We start from the raw sequence: 15,733 nt of genomic DNA, 5'->3' as shown, positions 1-15,733 counted from the left end.
CGGTTACCTGTTTGAACCGACGACGGCGGCCGTCGCCTCGGCGATCGCGCGTTCCTCATCCGTGGGAACCACCAGGACGGGGATCGCGGAGGACGGTGCGGATATCACGCGCGGCTCCCTTGACCGTTTGGCGTTCAGGCCGGCTTCGAGCTCGATGCCCAGGGCGCCCAGCCGGTCCGCAACGAGCGCCCGGAACTGGGAGGAATTCTCGCCAATCCCCGCGGTGAAGACCAGCGCCTTGGCACCGCCGACCGCCACATGGTACCCACCGATGTACTTGGCCAGCCGGTAGGACGCCACCGCCAGCGCCATGGCGGCTTTGGCATCCCCGGATTCGGCGGCCTCCACCACGGCGCGCATGTCATTGTTCCCGGCCAGGCCCTTCAGCCCCGATTCCCGGTTCAGCATGGAGTCGATGTCCTCCGGAGTCCACCCGGCGCGGCCCAGGAACACCAGGATGGAGGGGTCAAGGTCGCCCGAGCGGGTGCCCATCACCAGGCCTTCGAGCGGGGTGAAACCCATGGAGGTGTCCACGGACTGTCCGCCCCGGATGGCGGTGACCGACGCGCCGTTGCCCAGGTGGGCGATGACGCCGTCGAACTCCTCCGGGGGAAGGTCCAGCAGAGCGGCCGACCGGCGGGCAACGTACTCGTGCGAGGTGCCGTGGAAGCCGTACCGGCGGATCCCGTGGTTGGTGTAGAGCTCATCGGGCACGGCGTAGCGCCAGGCGTGCTCGGGCAGGGTCCGGTGGAAGGCGGTGTCGAACACGGCCACCTGCGGCATGTCCGGCCATTTCCTGGTGATGGCACGGATGCCCAGGACGTTGGCGGGGTTGTGCAGCGGCGCCAGCGGGTTGAGGCGTTCGATGGCACGGGTGATCTCGTTATCGATCAGCACGGGTTCGGCAAACCGCTCGCCGCCGTGCACCACCCGGTGGCCCACCGCGCCCAGTTCCAGGCCACCCAGTTCCTGGTGGATGGCGGCATCCACCAGCTCCAGGGCCTCCGCGTGGTCCCGCGGGCCCTCGATCTCGCCGTCCCCTCCGCCACCGTTGCCCATCCCGATCTTCTCGATCAGCCCCTCGGTCAGGACCGTCCCGGCGGCGACGTCGCGGACCTGGTACTTCAGCGACGACGAGCCGGAGTTGATGACGAGCACGAGCATGCGGGGCCTCCTCAGCCTGGCGTCAGCAGTTCAAACCCCACTATAGGTGGCGCCGCTAACGGTCAGTCAGCAGCAGCGTGTTCCCGTCCGGGTCCTGGGCCGTGAAGAAGAGGCAGACATCCGGCGAGCCCGTAATGGACCCCACCGGGACGCCCTGCTCCGCCAGCTCCGCGCGCTTGGCGTCCAGGTCATCGACTGTGAAGTTGCACGTCGCCCACGACAGCCCCGGAGAAACCTGGATGCCGCTGTCCGGGCCCATCAGCGTTACGGATGCGGTTCCGCTGCCGGCAAGGAGCGCCGAGAATCGGTTCGCGTCCGCGACGGTGAGTCCCAGCATGCGGCTGTACCAGTGGGCCGCCACCTGAGGGTCGCGGACGGGGATGAAGGCGGTGGTGATGGCTGTACCGGGCATGCCAGTGATGGTAACCGATGAGTGCACTCTTTCCTTGCGCATGCACCCCGGGTGTGCCTATGGTCGGCGGACAAGGCTGGACCACGGCGAGAGGACATTTCCATGACGAGCGAGCCCACTTCGATCGACGAAAACGACCCCACCAACACGGGATCCAGCAGCACCGCCCCGCTCAATGCGGGCTCCGGCTCCGGGAAGAAAGACCCCACCGTGGTGGAGGGGGCCAACCCCGCCCTGGACGATACGGGCAACCTCAAGGCCGCCGAAACCGGCGAGGCCCCGCAGGCACCGGAGCACCCGGAGGACCTTGACCTGACCCCGCAGGGCCTCTCCGACGAGCCTGCCAAGGAGGAAGATCCGGAGAGCATAGCCAAGCCGGACAACAGCTAGGCTCCCCCATTCCAAAGGACGACGACGGCACTTGCGAAAGTGCCGTCGTCGTCCTTTATCCGTAAAGACTAGGCGCGGGCGCCCTGTCCCTGCCCCGCCAGGTACTCGAAGAGCCGGCGGAGGCCGAAGGTCCATTCCGGCAGTTCCTCGCATGGACCGACTGTGTTGACCAGGGCGCCCAGGTGGCGGCTGCGGATGGTGACCACATCGCCGTGCTTGTGGGTGAAGCCCTGTCCCGGCTCGTCCCGGTCCTGGGTGGGCGCAAAAAGGGTCCCCGTGAACAGCGCGAAGCCGTCCGGATACTGGTGGTGCTTGCCGTGGGTGGCGGCCACGAGTTCCTCGAAGGGCCTGCTGATGCGGGCAACGCTGTTCCGGCCCTCCAGCAGGTACCCGTCCGGACCGTCCACGCGCAGCAGGATCTCCTCATCGCGCAGCGTCTCCAGCGTGAAGGTCCCGTCGAACAACCTGATGAACGGCCCCAGCGCGCTGGATGCGTTGTTGTCCTTGGCCTTGCCCAGCAGCAGGGCGCTCCTGCCTTCCACATCCCGCAGATTGACGTCGTTGCCCAGCGTGGCACCCACCACCCGCCCGCCGGCGGTGGCAATGAGCACCAGCTCCGGTTCCGGGTTGTTCCAGGACGAGAAGGCCGGGATGCCGATTCCATCGCCGAGGCCGACCGATGACAGGACGGGCGCCTTGGTGAAGACCTCGGGGTCCGGACCGATCCCCACCTCCAGGTACTGCGACCACAGCCCTTCGGCGACCAGGACCCGCTTGGCTTCAGCGGCTTCCGCCGAGCCGGGCCGGAGGTCTGCCAGGCTTCCGCCCAGCGCACGGCCCACCAACTCCCGCACCTCCGCAGCCCGCCCGGCGTCGCCCGCGCAGCGCTCCTCGATGACGCGCTCGATCATGCTGTCCACGAACGTCACGCCGCAGGCCTTGATGACCTGGAGGTCGATGGGCGCCAGCAGCCGGGTGCGGGTGTGGTCACCCTGCAGGGAGGCGTTGACGACGTCGGCGGTCGCCCAGCGCGGTTCGGCGAGGCCGGGATCCAGCAGGGCAGAGCGGACGGCAGCGGCAGGGTCCGGCAGTTCCATCAGCGCGGCAACGGTGGGGGCCAGACGGTTCAGGTCGAAGACGGTGTTCCCGCTGACGGCCACCACGCGCGGACCCGCCGTTTCCCCATCCCAGACCCGGCCGATGAGCAGCGCCGCGTCGGCGTCCTCGGGAAGGACGGAACGTGCTGCCCCGGACAGCGGGCTCACTGCTGCCCCTCCTTCCCGGCTCCGCCGACGCAGGTGCGTCCGGCCGGATGCTGCCATACGCCGTCGACCCTTTGCGGGACCCGCCAGGGGTTGCTGTCCTGCAGGGGTTCGGGCAGCCGGGACGCAGGGAACGACTGGTAAGCCACCGGGCGGAGGAAGCGGCGGATGGCGGCCGTGCCCACGGACGTGGTGTTTGAGGTGGTGGCCGGGTACGGGCCGCCGTGGTGCTGGGCGTAGCTGACCGTGACGCCCGTGGGCCACCCGTTCCACAGGACGCGCCCGCTGATGTCTGCAAGCCGGGCAGCGAGTTCGAACACGTCGTCGTCCTCCTGGGCCTGGAGGGTGGTGGTCAGCTGCCCTTGCAGCAGGTCCGCCAGCCCGGGCAGTTCGGCCTGGTCCCGGTACTCCACCACCAGGCTGGCGGGGCCGAACATCTCCTGCCGGAGCAGGTGCGGGTCCTTCCGGACTTCCTCCGCAGTGGTGTGCAGGACCGTGGGGGCCGGTTCCTCCGCAAAGTCGCCTGGCACCAGGACATCCACGCCGGCACTGTCCCGGAGGGTGGCCACGGCGTCCGCGTAACCGGCGTGCAGGCGGTCGCTCAGGAGCCGGGACGGAGCGAAACCGGCCAGGGCCTCCCCCAGCTGGGCGCGGATCCCCGCTGCATCCCCCGCGGGGACGAACAGCAGCCCCGGCTTGGTGCAGAACTGTCCCATGCCCAGGGTGAAGGAACCGGCGTACCCCGTGAGGATCTCCGCGCGCCGGGCCGCCCATGCGTTGGGTGCCACGAAGACGGCGTTGATGCCACCCAGTTCGCCGAAGAACGGGATGGGCTCGGGACGGGCGGCAATCCTGTCGAGCAGGGCACGGCCGCCCGCGGTGGAGCCGGTGAAGCCGATGGCCTTGACCAGGGGGTGGTCCACCAGCCCTTCGCCCGCCTGCCGGCCGGTCACCAGGGAGAACAGGCCCGACGGCGCCCCGGCGGTATCCAGGGCTTCGGCCACTACGCGGGCGGTGCGGGCGGCGAGTTCGCGGTGTGCGTCGTGTGCCTTGTGCACCACGGAGCAACCGGCGGCCAGGGCCGAGGCACTGTCCCCTCCCATCACGCTGAACGCGAAAGGGAAGTTGGATGCGCCGAAGACGCCCACGACGCCGAGGGGCACGTTGTACCGCCGGAGGTCCGGCCGCGGACCCATGCCCCAGGCCGGGTCCTCGTGGTCGATGGTGGCGTCAAAGTGCTCGCCCTGGCGGATTTCCGCCGCGAACAGCCGCAGCTGGAAGACGGTCCGCTTCAGTTCCCCCTCCAGCCGGGCGGTACCAAGGTGGGTTTCCCGGACGGCCGTTTCCACCAGTCCGCCGGCGTCCTGCTCCAGGCCGGCGGCAATCGCTTCGAGCCAGCCGGCACGGGTAGCCGGATCCACGCGGCGGCCCTGGTCAAAGGCAGCTGCTGCGGCTTCCACTGCCGCGTCCAGGGCACCAGGCGTGGTGGGCCCGGCGCTACGGTCCGGGGCGAGGCCGACGGCGGCACTTGCTCCGGCGGTCACCGGCCGGCTCCGGCAGGGGCCGGGGCTGCGCCGGTCACGGCGGCGCGGTTGCCCACTTCCTGCCACCCGGCACCGTTGGGGAATTCCCAGCGGGAGCGGGAGGCGCTGAACATCTCGGCGCCCGTGCCCGGGAGTTCGGGCGCGGCGTAGCGGCCGTTGATGATCCGGACGGGTTCGGCGAAGTGCTCGTGCAGGTGGTCCACGAATTCGATCATGCGGTTTTCCTGGCTCCGGCCCACCACTGCGTAGTCGAAGAAGGAGAAGTGCTGGACCAGTTCGCACAAGCCCACGCCGCCGGCGTGCGGACAGACGGGTACCCCGAATTTGGCGGCCAGCAGCAAGATGGCGATGTTCTCGTTGACGCCGGCCACCCGGGTGGAGTCGAGCTGAAGCACGTCGATGGCACGGGCCTGGAGCAGCTGCTTGAACACGATGCGGCTTGCCACGGCTTCACCGGTGGCCACCCGGACCGGCGCCACACCCCTGCGGATTTCTGCGTGGCCCAGGATGTCGTCCGTGCTGGTGGGTTCCTCGATCCAGTACGGGTTGAATTCCGCGAGCTGGTTGACCCATTCAACCGCCTCGGACACCTCCCACCGCTGGTTGGCGTCAATGGCGATGGGCAACCCGCCCACGGCGTCGCGGGCCAGGGCCATCCGCCGGCGGTCGTCGTCGATGTCCCCGCCCACTTTGAGCTTGATCATGGAGAAGCCGTCGGCTGCGGCCTCCTTGCTCAGCCGGACCAGCTTCTCGTCGCTGTATCCCAGCCAGCCCGGGGAGGTGGTGTAGGCGGGGAAGCCGCCGGCCTTGAGTTCGGCGATGCGCTGGTCCCTGCCTTCCTGGCCGGCGCGGAGGATCTCGAGGGCTTCTTCGGGGCTGAGGGCGTCGCGGATGTGGGTGAAGTCCACCACGCTGACCAGTTCTTCGGGTGTCATTTCGGCGAGAAGGAGCCAGAGCGGCTTGTTTTCCCGGCGGGCACGGATGTCCCACAGGGCGCTGACCAGGGCGCCGCAGGCCATCTGGGTGACGCCCTTCTCGGGTCCGAGCCAGCGCAGCTGGGAGTCATGGACCAGCAGCCTGGAGGCCGCGCCGAGGTCGCCGATGAGCTCATCGATGTCGCGGCCCACCAGCAGGCGGGCATAGGCGTCAATAGCGGACGTCAGGATGTCATTGCCGCGGCCGCAGCTGAAGATGAAGCCGTGGCCCTCGTCGCCCGCGTCGGTGCGGATGACCACGTAGGCGGCGGAGTAATCGGGGTCTACGTTGACCGCGTCTGAACCGTCAAGCTCAAGGGACGTCGGAAAGCGGACGTCCTGGGTGTTGATGGACGTGATGGAAGGCATGGATCTCAACTTTCGGAGCGGAACTGGCGGAGGGAAAGATTCGATTCCTATATGAATTTCTAAAATCATATAGGAAGTGCGATTCAGGTCAACCCCCATCAGCGGCAGGCCCGGCCCGGGAACCCAAAAAGCCCGGCCCTTGCGGACCGGGACTGTTCGCCGGATTCCTAGGATGTGATGATGCGCCTGCGCGGCGGGCCGCCGTCCTCCAGCGGCGGCAGCTCACCCTCGAAGGCCTGGGCGAAGCGGTCAAAAGAGTTGCGGATGTGGGTGGTCATGGCCGCCTCAGCCCGCTCCGGATCGCAGGCCTCGATGGCTTCCCGCACGGCCGTATGCTCAGCCACGGTAATGGCGCCGTCCACGTCCGCCGGGTACAGCCGGAAGGTGTGCAGGTGGCAGTGGGTCTGCGCAAAGGCATGCCGGACCACAGGGTTCCCGGAGGCGGCAAGGATGGTGTCGTGGAAGCGGGTGTCATGGGCCACCAGGTCCTGCCGCAGGTCGCCGGTCCGCTTCATGATGGCACGAAAACTGCTCAGCTCCCTTTCCAGCGAGCCGGCCGGATTGGCAAGGCGGTCCACGGCCGCGGCCCGGGCCGCCCACGGTTCCACAAGGAGCCGGAATTCAAACAGCGAGCGCAGCTCCGGCAGGTCAAGCAACGGGGTGGTGCTGTAGCCGCGGCCGGGGTTGTAGACCACCAGGTTGTCGCCTTCAAGCCGCTGCAGCACCTCACGGACCGGCGTCTGGGACACGCCCAGGCCGCGGGCTACGGCATCGATGTTGATCCGGGTGCCGGGAGCAATCTCCCCTTCCAGGATGGAGGCACGCATCGCCGAATACACATCGGGCACGGCTGCCTTGCCGCGGGAAGTTTCGGACGATTGACGTGGGGGCACGCGGTTACCTCTTGCACTGGATTGCTGGTACTGAACGGCGGGAAGCCGCTTGGGGGAATCATAAGCCACGGGGCGCCGCAGCCTTCATCGAAGCATTTTTTCGGCGGGGACTTGATCCGGGTCACACTTTCTATATGATTAACCCGATTCCTATATGATTTTGGCGCAGATGCCTTCCGCGCCTCCCCCTCCCGCCGTGCGCACCGCACCCGAAGCCATGTATATGTCGAAGGAGACCGCATGACTACGCTCGGAAGTAAAACCTCCATCACCACTTCATCCCGGCAACCCCGCCTCATGTCCCGCAAACGCTGGGTGATCATCTGGCTTGCCTTCATTGGCTTGAGCATCAACTACCTTGACCGCTCCAGCCTCAGCGTCGCCCTCCCGTTCATGGGCAAGGATTTTGAACTCAGTGCCACCCAGCAGGGCCTGATCTTTGCAGCGTTCTTCTGGGCTTATGACTTCTTCCAGCTCGCCGCCGGCTGGTACGTAGACAAGGTGGGCCCGCGCCGCTCGTTCTCGCTGGCCGCCGTGTGGTGGTCAGTCTTCACCATGGTCACCGCCGCAGCGTCCAGCTTCTGGTCCCTCTTCGCCGCCCGTTTCCTCCTCGGCGTGGGTGAGAGCCCGGCGCCCAGCACTGCAGCCAAGGTGGTGGCCACCTGGTTCCCGGTCCGCGAACGCGCCTTCGCCACCAGCATCTGGGACTCCGGTTCGCGGGTGGGAGCCGTGATCGCGCTGCCGATCGTCACCCTGATCGTCGCCTTCACGTCCTGGCACGCGGTGTTCATCATCATCGGCGTCCTTGGAATCATCTGGGCCGCCGTGTGGTGGAAGTACTACCGCAGCCCGGAGGAGCATGCCGGCGCCAATGCCGCCGAAGTCAGCTACATCCAGGAGGGCGGTGCCCGCGGAGCGGCCAGCGACGACGAAAACGCGGCCAAGCTCCCCTGGCGTTCGCTCTTCAAGTACCGCACCATCCTCAGCATGATGTTCGGCTTCTTCTGCCTGAACAGTGCCATCTATTTCTTCATCACGTTCTTCCCCAGCTACCTGGTTAAAGAACGCGGCTTCGACCTCCTCAAGCTCGGCTTCTTCGGCGCCATCCCCGGCATCTGCGCCGTCCTGTTCGGCTGGCTGGGCGGCTACCTGGCGGACCGTGCCGTGCGGGCAGGATCTCCCGTCAGCAAGGTCCGCAAGACGGCCATCGCCGGTGGCCTGGCCGGCGGCTCCGTCATCATGTTTGCCGCATTGGTCCCGGAGGCCTGGATGGCCCTGGCCCTGCTGTCCATCGCCTACTCCAGCCTCACGGTGGCCGCCACCGGCATCTGGTCGCTGCCGGCTGATGTCGCACCGAGTTCACGCCACGTCGGTTCCATCGGCGGGCTGCAGAATTTCGCCTCCAACCTGGCAGGCATCTTCACGCCCATCCTGATCGGCGTCTTGGTGGACCAGACCGGATCCTTCGTGGCACCGCTGGCCGTGATCGGCGCAATTTCCCTCATCGGGGCCGCCAACTACCTTTTCGTCATCGGCAAGATCCAGCCGCTGCAGGTCAAGGCAGCCGCCTAGGATTTCCCCGCCCCAAGCAAATGGACGACGACGGCACCTGCGAAAGTGCCGTCGTCGTCCTTTGTGCGTGGCGCCCTAGGACACCGGTGCCTCTGCAGGGACCTGCGCCCGCTCCGGCCCGGCATCGCGGGCCTGCGCCTGGATGGCAGTAATGGCCACCGTGTTCACGATGTCCTCCACCGTGCAGCCGCGGGAGAGGTCGTTCACCGGTTTCCGCAGCCCCTGCAGGACCGGCCCCACGGCGACGGCGCCGGAGCTTTGCTGCACCGCCTTGTACGTGTTGTTGCCGGTGTTCAGGTCCGGGAAGATGAACACTGTCGCCTGGCCGGCCACGGAGGAACCGGGCATCTTGGACGCGGCAATGGAGGCGTCGACGGCGGCGTCGTACTGGATGGGCCCCTCCACGGCGAGGTCGGGCCGGCGGGCACGCACCAGTTCGGTGGCCTGCCGCACCTCGTCCACCGCCTCCCCGGACCCCGAGCCGCCGGTCGAGTACGAGAGCATGGCCACCCGCGGCTCCACCCCGAACTGGGCGGCGGTCTCGGCCGAGGCCAGGGCAATGTCCGCAAGCTGTTCGACGTTCGGATCCGGGTTCACGGCGCAGTCCCCGTACACCAGCACCCGGTCCGGCATCAGCATCAGGAACACCGAGGACACGATCTTCACGCCCTCGCGGGTCTTCACGAACTCCAGCGCAGGCCGGATGGTGTGCGCGGTGGTGTGCGCGGCGCCGGACACCATGCCGTCCACCACTCCCAGCTGGACCATCATGGTGCCGAAGTAGCTGACGTCCTGCATGATCTCCAGGGCCTTGGCCAGGTCCACGCCCTTGTGGGCCCTCAGCTCGGCATACTTCTCCGCAAACTTCTGCCGCAGCTCCGAGGTGGCGGGATCGATGACGGTGATTCCTGACAGGTCGATGCCGTTGGCTGCGGCCAGCTCGCGGACGTCCGATTCGGGCCCCAGGAGGGTGAGGTCGCAGACGTCCCGCCGGTGCAGGATCTCGGCTGCGCGGAGGATCCGGACATCGGTGCCCTCGGGCAGGACCACATGGCGGCGCTGGGCGCGGGCGCGTTCGATCAGGTCGTGCAGGAACCGCAACGGGGTCATGCGTTCGGCCCGCGGAAGGTGCAGCCGCTCCACCAGTTCGGCTTCGTCCACCCGGCGGGACCAAAGGCCCAGCGCCGACGCTACCTTGCGGCGGTGCCCGGACCAGATCTCGCTGCGGACCTCGGAGACCCGGCGCGCCGTCTGGTAGGTGTCCTCGTCCGCTGCGAACACTGGAAACGGCGCTTGCGCCAGGAGCGGATAGATGTTGGCATCCGGCGCCAGGCCGCCCGTGAGGATCAGCGCGGACGCCACGGGGAACTCCGGCGAGAAGGAGGATGCCAGGCAGGCCACCATTACGTCCGCCCGGTCACCAGGCACGATCACCAGGGCCCCCTCGTCCAGGACGTTCAGGAAGTTGCCCACGTTCATGGCGGCAACCTTGATGTCCTTGACGTCGCGTTCCATATCCGGCGTTCCCGCGATCTGCCGGACACGCAGGGCCGTCGCCACCTCGCCCGTTGTGGGCCGGGCGATCTCTTCGAGTTCGGGCAGGATATACACGGGCCGGCCGGACGCGCCCGGCTTCAAGGCCGCCGCAATGGCATCCAGGTCAGCGGCGTCCGCCCTGTTGACCATGATGGCCAGCAGCGAGCAGCGTTCGGCGGCAAGTTCCTTGCGGGCAACTTCCACGGCGGCGGCAGTTTCGGCAACCGTCCGCCCCTTCGCGCCCACCACGGCCACCACGGGCGTGGCGAGGTTGTTGGCCAGCCGGGCATTCAGGTCGAATTCGACGGCGGAGTCCTGGCCCACCAGGTCCGTCCCCTCCACGATCACCACATCGCAGTGCCGGGCAATGTCGGCGTAGATCTCCACGCACAGGGCATCGATCTCCGCTCGGTTGCCTGCCGCGAGGAGTTCGCGGACCTCCGCATAGGTCAGGCCGCCGCGGCACAGGTCATCGTCCAGGGCAAACCGGGCCTTCATCAACGCCACCATGGGGTCGTCCGCGGCGGAGGGGCCGTGGACCACGGGCTTGAAGAAGCCGATCCTGTCCGCGTGCCGGTGCAGGGTGTCCGCCAGGCCCAAGGCCACCAAGGACTTGCCCGACCCTGGGGTGGTTGCGCTGACGTAGATGCCTTTGGCCATGGTCCGCCCTTTGCTGTGCTTGCTCGTGCCGGTCCTCCCATCCTTGCACTACACGCGCCCCGGGGGCACACGTGCGCGCGGCCCACCCTTGACACCGGCCCCCCTCATGGGATTACCTAATGAACATTCGGTAAATAAAGCTGGAGGCAATGACGCATGGCTGAAGCAACACTTTCCGGGGCCACCCACCCCATCCTGGAAAACGACTACGCCTCCGAATGGATGGGCATCGAGGTCCTCGCCCTCAGCGACGGCCACGCCACCATCCGGATGACCCTCCGGCAGGAAATGCTCAACGGCTTCGGCATGGCCCACGGCGGAATGATCTTCGCCTTCGGCGACACCGCCTTCGCCCTCGCGTGCAACCCCATCCAGCCTGCACCGGGCGAGGAAAACACCATCACGGTCGCGTCCGGCGTCGACATCAATTTCCTCAAGCCGGCATTCCGCGGCCAGGTGCTCACCGCCGTCGCGGACCGCCGCTCCAGCGCGGGGCGCAGCGGCCTGTACGACATCCAGATCTTCGCCGCCGACGCCGCCGCGGCCTCCGAAACCCACCCCAGCTCCCCGGGTGAGCTCATCGCCGAGTTCCGTGGACGCAGCCGCACCATCCCCAAGAAGTAGGAAAACCATGACCCTGCATGCCCCCGAAACCCCCGCCGCTGCCGGCATCGACCCAGGCCTGGACCGCGAAGAGACCATCTCCCGCGACGAACTCGAAGCCCTCCAGCTCAGCCGCCTGCAGCACACGGTGGCCTACGCCTACGACCGGGTCCCGCTGTACAAGCGCAAGTTCGACGACGCCGGCATCCACCCCAGCGACCTGCGCGAACTTGAAGACCTGGGCAACTTTCCCTTCACCACCAAGGACGACCTCCGCGCCGAGTACCCCTTCGGTATGTTCGCCGTGCCGCAAAGCGAAGTAGCCCGGATTCACGCCAGCTCGGGCACCACCGGCCGGCCCACCGTCGTCGGCTACACCAAGCGAGACCTGGCCGATTGGGCCAAGCTGGTGGCCCGCAGCTTCCGTGCCTCCGGCATCCGCCCCGGCATGAAAGTCCACAACGCCTACGGCTACGGCCTGTTCACCGGCGGACTGGGCGCCCACGCGGGCGCCGAAGCCCTGGGCTGCACCGTCATCCCCATGTCCGGCGGCCAGACCGAACGCCAGATCCAGCTGATCCAGGACTTCAAGCCGGACGCCATCCTGGCCACCCCCACCTACCTGCTGACCATCGCCGACGCGATGGCGCACATGGGCATCGACCCCGCCTCCACCTCGCTGAAGTTTGCAGTCCTGGGCGCCGAGCCGTGGACCCAGGAGATGCGGCACGAGCTCGAAGTGATGATGGACATCAAGGCCTGCGACATCTACGGCCTGTCCGAGGTCATGGGTCCGGGCGTCGCCGGCGAGGCGGTGGAAACCCAGGACGGCAGCCACATCTGGGAGGACCACTTCCGCCCCGAGATCATCGATGCCTTCAACCCGGTGGCCGGCAAGGAGAACGTCCTGCGCGACGGCGAACACGGCGAACTGGTCTTCACCTCGCTCACCAAGGAAGCGCTGCCGATCATCCGGTACCGCACCAAGGACCTCACCCGCCTGCTCCCGGGAACTGCCCGCCCCGCACACCGCCGGATGGGACGCATCACCGGTCGGAGCGATGACATGATCATCCTGCGCGGCGTGAACCTCTTCCCCTCCCAAATCGAGGAAATCGCCCTCCGCATCCCCGAACTCAGCCCGCACTTCCAGCTCGAGCTCACCCGGCCCGAGGGCCAGCGGATGGACCAGCTGACCGTCCGGATCGAACGCCGGGACACCGTCACCGTTGAACAGAGCACGACGGCGGCCCGCACCTTGAAGGAGCAGATAAAGATCCACGTGGGGTCCTCGTGCACCGTGGACGTAGTGGAACCGGGCTCGTTGGAGCGGTCCAACGGAAAGCTGCGCCGCATCTACGACCTCCGCCCGAAGGCTTAATGGTTCCGGTGGCGCTGCGCCGTCCCCGGACCTACCGACCGTTCGTGAGAAACTAGCCACTATGCCCAGCGCCAGCAGAACTGCCAGCACCGCCGATACCCCAGCCGCCCACGGAACAGCCGCCAACGGCACCAAGCGGGGCCGCCCCGGCTATGACCAGCAGTCTGTGCTGCGCATCGCCGTCGACGTCTTCAACCGGCACGGCTATGACGCAACCTCGATGGGCATCCTGGCCGAGAACCTGGGCATTTCCAAGTCCGCCATCTACCACCACGTGCCGTCCAAGGGCGACCTGCTCAAGCTCGCGCTGGACCACGCCCTGGGCGGGCTTGAAGCCATCCTGGAGCAGCCGGAGGCCACTTCCGGGGCGGCCGATGCCCGGCTCGAGTTCGTGCTGCGGCAAACGGTGGCCGTGCTCGTGGAGCGCCTGCCGTTCGTCACCCTGCTGCTGCGCCTGCGCGGCAACACCGAGATCGAACGGGACGCCCTGGAACGGCGCCGGACCTTCGATCACAAGGTGGCCGGCTTGATTTCGGCTGCCCGCGACGAAGGATCGCTGCGCGCAGACATTGATCCCCGGACCGTCTCGCGCCTGCTGTTCGGCATGATCAACTCCATCGTGGAGTGGTACAAGCCGGGCGGTTCGCTGTCGCCGGAGAAGCTCGCCGACGACGTCATCACCGTTGCGTTCGACGGCCTGCACAGCAAGGGATAGGAGCCTGGTCCAGCACGCATCACCGCTGATAATAAGCGTGCTTGGTATTTTCCCGGCTCCCCCGCTACGGTGGTAGGAAGCCACCACCCGCAGGGAGGTCCTGATGAGCCAGGCCAGTGATCGGCAGCGTTCCCGCCGCCTCCAGGCAGCAGCTGCCGCCGGAGTGCTCACGGCCGGCCTTGCACTGGGCGGCTGCACCGGAACGCCAAGTCCTCCGGTCCCCAGCAGTTCCTCCCCAAGCCCGGCACCGTCGTCGTCCGCGGGCAGTTCCGCCCCGGCTTCCGGGACGCAGGCACCGGGCGGCGACGCCGGCACCGCGGCGGGCAACCTGCCCCAACTCGTCGAGAACCTGTCACCGTCCGTCGTCACCATTTTCACGCAGAGCGGTCTTGGCAGCGGCGTGGTGTACTCAGCGGACGGGCTGATCCTCACCAACGAGCACGTCATCCGTGGTGCCACCACAGTGGAAGTGGGCTTCGCCGACGGGCAACGCGTCGAAGGGACCGTAAAGGCAAGCGACGCCGTCACCGACCTGGCACTGGTGCAGGCCAAACGCACCGGCCTGCCGAAACCGACCTACCAGACCAACCTGCCCAAAGTGGGCGAGGGCGCCCTGGTCCTTGGCTCACCCCTCGGGTTTGAGAACACGGCCACCGCCGGCATCATTTCCGGGCTTCACCGCTCCATCCCAGGCTCCGCCTCCAACAGCCTCTCCCTGGTGGACCTGATCCAGACGGACGCACCGATCAGTCCGGGCAACTCCGGCGGCGCCGTGATCAATATGCGCGGCGAGGTGATCGGCATCAGTGAGGCCTACATTCCGCCGTCCGCGGGCGCCGTTTCGCTGGGCTTTGCCATTCCCGCCGCTACCGCAGTGGACGTGGCGGAGGAACTGCTGGCCAGCGGCACTGCGAAGCATGCCTACCTCGGCCTGACTCCGGGCGAGCTTACGGCACAAATTGCGGACCAGCTGGGCATCCAGGGCGGATCCGGGGTGGTGGTGCTCGCAGCCGACACGGACGGACCCGCGGGACGGGCAGGAATCCGGCCCGGCGACGTCCTGCAGTCCATCGAGGGCGTGGAACTCAACACGCCTGAGAAGCTCCTGGCGGAACTGCGCAAGCGCAACCCCGGCGACACCGTAGGCTTCAAGGTCAAGCGCGGAGACCAAAGCCTGGACATCAAGGTGGACCTCACCGACAGGCCCGCCACCAATACCACCCGATAGGAAAGGAAAAGCAGATGAGCCACCCAAAGGAAGAACCCGAGGCAGGGTACATCGTTCCGGATCCCTCGAAGCTCCGCGAAGACATCGCCGGTGATTCAGGTGACGAGGCCAACGCAATCCGCTTCAGTGAGGAACAGGCCCTGATCGAGGAACAGTCCCACGGCATCCGTCCGGACACCTACAGCGTCCCGCCGGGAGGCCCCACCATGGACGAGGCCAGGGGCAACATGGACCTCTCGGACCGCAGCGAAGAAGGCCACGGTACCGGGCGCGAGGATGACAGCAGCGACGACGGCCTGCACGGCGGCGCCGAAAGCTGACACCAAGGTCAAACGTTCCATAAACCGCAGCAGGGGCGCCCCGATGAAACCGGGGCACCCTTGCTGCGGTTTTGTCCCTTGGCGCCTAGACCTGGTATTCCGGATTCGCCACGAGGTTCTGGTGGACGCAGAGGATGTTGTGCTCGGTGTCCGTGAACCACGCGCATTTTTCGGATTCCGTGGTGCAGATGTGGTTTTCCGTCCTCAGGGTGGGAAGGTCATAGTCCTGGAACATCACGCCCCTGGCCTCCATGTCACGGACGGTCCCCTCAATGTCGGCTACCTCGAAGCTCAGCGCTGTGTGCTCGGAGTGCTTGCCATCGGAGACGGGCATCAGCTGCAGCATGGGGCCGCCGTCGGTGCCGAGTAATTCGCTTCCATCGTCTGTCATTCCGCGGTGCGGGAGTCCGAGCTTTTCGGTGTAGAAGCTGCGGGCGCGGGCTGCGTCGTCGACTGGCAGGATGGTTGTGGCTGTGCTCATTCTAAGGTTCATGTGGCCACCTCCTACGGGCAGAATCTTACGCCCGGGCTGCCGGAAAAGCCCCTCCCCAATACGCCCGCTCACTTTCGACACCCAAACCCCAAACGCCCGCTCACTTTCGACGCCCAAACCCCAAACGCCCGCTCACCTTCGACACCCAAACCCCAAACGCCCGCTCACTTTCCCGAAAGAAGTGAGCGGGCGTTCCGGTGGAAGCCGCCAGAAGTGA

15 protein-coding genes are annotated in these 15,733 nt (G+C 67.2%); 7 read left to right on the top strand and 8 right to left on the bottom strand.

Annotated features, from left to right (window positions below):
• Nucleotides 1-3 precede the first annotated feature (3 nt).
• Together DC347_RS09790 and DC347_RS09785 are read right to left on the bottom strand one after the other, a co-directional pair.
• Nucleotides 4-1,164, bottom strand: a complete 1,161-nt coding sequence (locus tag DC347_RS09790; RefSeq protein WP_109045234.1) for an acetate kinase — start codon at nucleotides 1,162-1,164, stop codon at nucleotides 4-6.
• A gap of 55 nt (nucleotides 1,165-1,219) precedes the next feature.
• Nucleotides 1,220-1,576 carry a VOC family protein gene (locus DC347_RS09785; RefSeq protein WP_018761721.1) on the bottom strand — a complete coding sequence of 119 codons (357 nt, stop codon included), beginning with the start codon at nucleotides 1,574-1,576 and terminating at the stop codon, nucleotides 1,220-1,222.
• A gap of 102 nt (nucleotides 1,577-1,678) precedes the next feature.
• Here DC347_RS09785 and DC347_RS09780 point away from each other — a divergent pair, with 102 nt between their 5' ends.
• Entirely contained in the window at nucleotides 1,679-1,966 is a 288-nt protein-coding gene (locus DC347_RS09780; protein ID WP_018761722.1) for a hypothetical protein, read from the top strand.
• A gap of 68 nt (nucleotides 1,967-2,034) precedes the next feature.
• Here DC347_RS09780 and DC347_RS09775 read toward each other — a convergent pair whose 3' ends face one another.
• From DC347_RS09775 to DC347_RS09760, 4 genes are all read right to left on the bottom strand, one after another.
• The gene (locus DC347_RS09775) at nucleotides 2,035-3,231 is read right to left on the bottom strand and encodes a fumarylacetoacetate hydrolase family protein (protein ID WP_109045232.1); all 1,197 of its coding nucleotides are present in this window, start codon (nucleotides 3,229-3,231) and stop codon (nucleotides 2,035-2,037) included.
• Nucleotides 3,228-4,772 (bottom strand): aldehyde dehydrogenase (NADP(+)), encoded by a 1,545-nt coding sequence (locus tag DC347_RS09770; RefSeq protein WP_109045231.1) that lies wholly within the window; start codon nucleotides 4,770-4,772, stop codon nucleotides 3,228-3,230. The genes DC347_RS09775 and DC347_RS09770 overlap by 4 nt, the downstream gene beginning before the upstream one ends.
• Complete coding sequence (locus tag DC347_RS09765; RefSeq protein WP_109045230.1) at nucleotides 4,769-6,115, bottom strand: enolase C-terminal domain-like protein; 1,347 nt, start codon at nucleotides 6,113-6,115, stop codon at nucleotides 4,769-4,771. Before DC347_RS09765 ends, DC347_RS09770 begins: the two co-directional genes overlap by 4 nt.
• 167 nt (nucleotides 6,116-6,282) lie before the next feature.
• On the bottom strand, nucleotides 6,283-7,008 hold the full coding sequence (locus DC347_RS09760) for a GntR family transcriptional regulator (RefSeq protein ID WP_255414775.1): 726 nt from the start codon (nucleotides 7,006-7,008) through the stop codon (nucleotides 6,283-6,285).
• Between the two features lie 240 nt (nucleotides 7,009-7,248).
• Here DC347_RS09760 and DC347_RS09755 point away from each other — a divergent pair, with 240 nt between their 5' ends.
• Nucleotides 7,249-8,580 carry an MFS transporter gene (locus tag DC347_RS09755; protein WP_109045228.1) on the top strand — a complete coding sequence of 444 codons (1,332 nt, stop codon included), beginning with the start codon at nucleotides 7,249-7,251 and terminating at the stop codon, nucleotides 8,578-8,580.
• Between the two features lie 75 nt (nucleotides 8,581-8,655).
• Here the strand turns inward: DC347_RS09755 and pta are convergent, their stop codons facing one another.
• Entirely contained in the window at nucleotides 8,656-10,776 is a 2,121-nt protein-coding gene (pta, locus tag DC347_RS09750) for a phosphate acetyltransferase (RefSeq protein ID WP_018761728.1), read from the bottom strand.
• Nucleotides 10,777-10,932: 156 nt separating this feature from the next.
• On the opposite strand from pta, the gene DC347_RS09745 reads away from it, so the two are divergent.
• From DC347_RS09745 to DC347_RS09725, 5 genes are all read left to right on the top strand, one after another.
• Nucleotides 10,933-11,400, top strand: a complete 468-nt coding sequence (locus DC347_RS09745) for a hotdog fold thioesterase (RefSeq protein WP_018761729.1) — start codon at nucleotides 10,933-10,935, stop codon at nucleotides 11,398-11,400.
• A gap of 7 nt (nucleotides 11,401-11,407) precedes the next feature.
• Nucleotides 11,408-12,760, top strand: a complete 1,353-nt coding sequence (gene paaK, locus DC347_RS09740; RefSeq protein ID WP_109045227.1) for a phenylacetate--CoA ligase PaaK — start codon at nucleotides 11,408-11,410, stop codon at nucleotides 12,758-12,760.
• A gap of 61 nt (nucleotides 12,761-12,821) precedes the next feature.
• Complete coding sequence (locus DC347_RS09735; RefSeq protein WP_018761731.1) at nucleotides 12,822-13,475, top strand: TetR/AcrR family transcriptional regulator; 654 nt, start codon at nucleotides 12,822-12,824, stop codon at nucleotides 13,473-13,475.
• Nucleotides 13,476-13,578: 103 nt separating this feature from the next.
• A complete protein-coding gene (locus DC347_RS09730) occupies nucleotides 13,579-14,703 on the top strand; it encodes a S1C family serine protease (protein WP_109045226.1) in 1,125 nt (374 codons plus the stop codon).
• A gap of 14 nt (nucleotides 14,704-14,717) precedes the next feature.
• Nucleotides 14,718-15,023, top strand: coding sequence for a hypothetical protein (locus tag DC347_RS09725; protein WP_018761733.1), 306 nt, complete (start codon nucleotides 14,718-14,720; stop codon nucleotides 15,021-15,023).
• A gap of 85 nt (nucleotides 15,024-15,108) precedes the next feature.
• On the opposite strand, the gene DC347_RS09720 is transcribed toward DC347_RS09725, so the two are convergent.
• Nucleotides 15,109-15,504, bottom strand: a complete 396-nt coding sequence (locus tag DC347_RS09720; RefSeq protein ID WP_240617742.1) for a VOC family protein — start codon at nucleotides 15,502-15,504, stop codon at nucleotides 15,109-15,111.
• Nucleotides 15,505-15,733: the final 229 nt, after the last annotated feature.

The organism is Pseudarthrobacter sp. AG30 (genome assembly GCF_003116525.1).
GTDB lineage: Bacteria > Actinomycetota > Actinomycetes > Actinomycetales > Micrococcaceae > Arthrobacter.
This window is presented reverse-complemented; position numbering and strand designations above follow the sequence as displayed.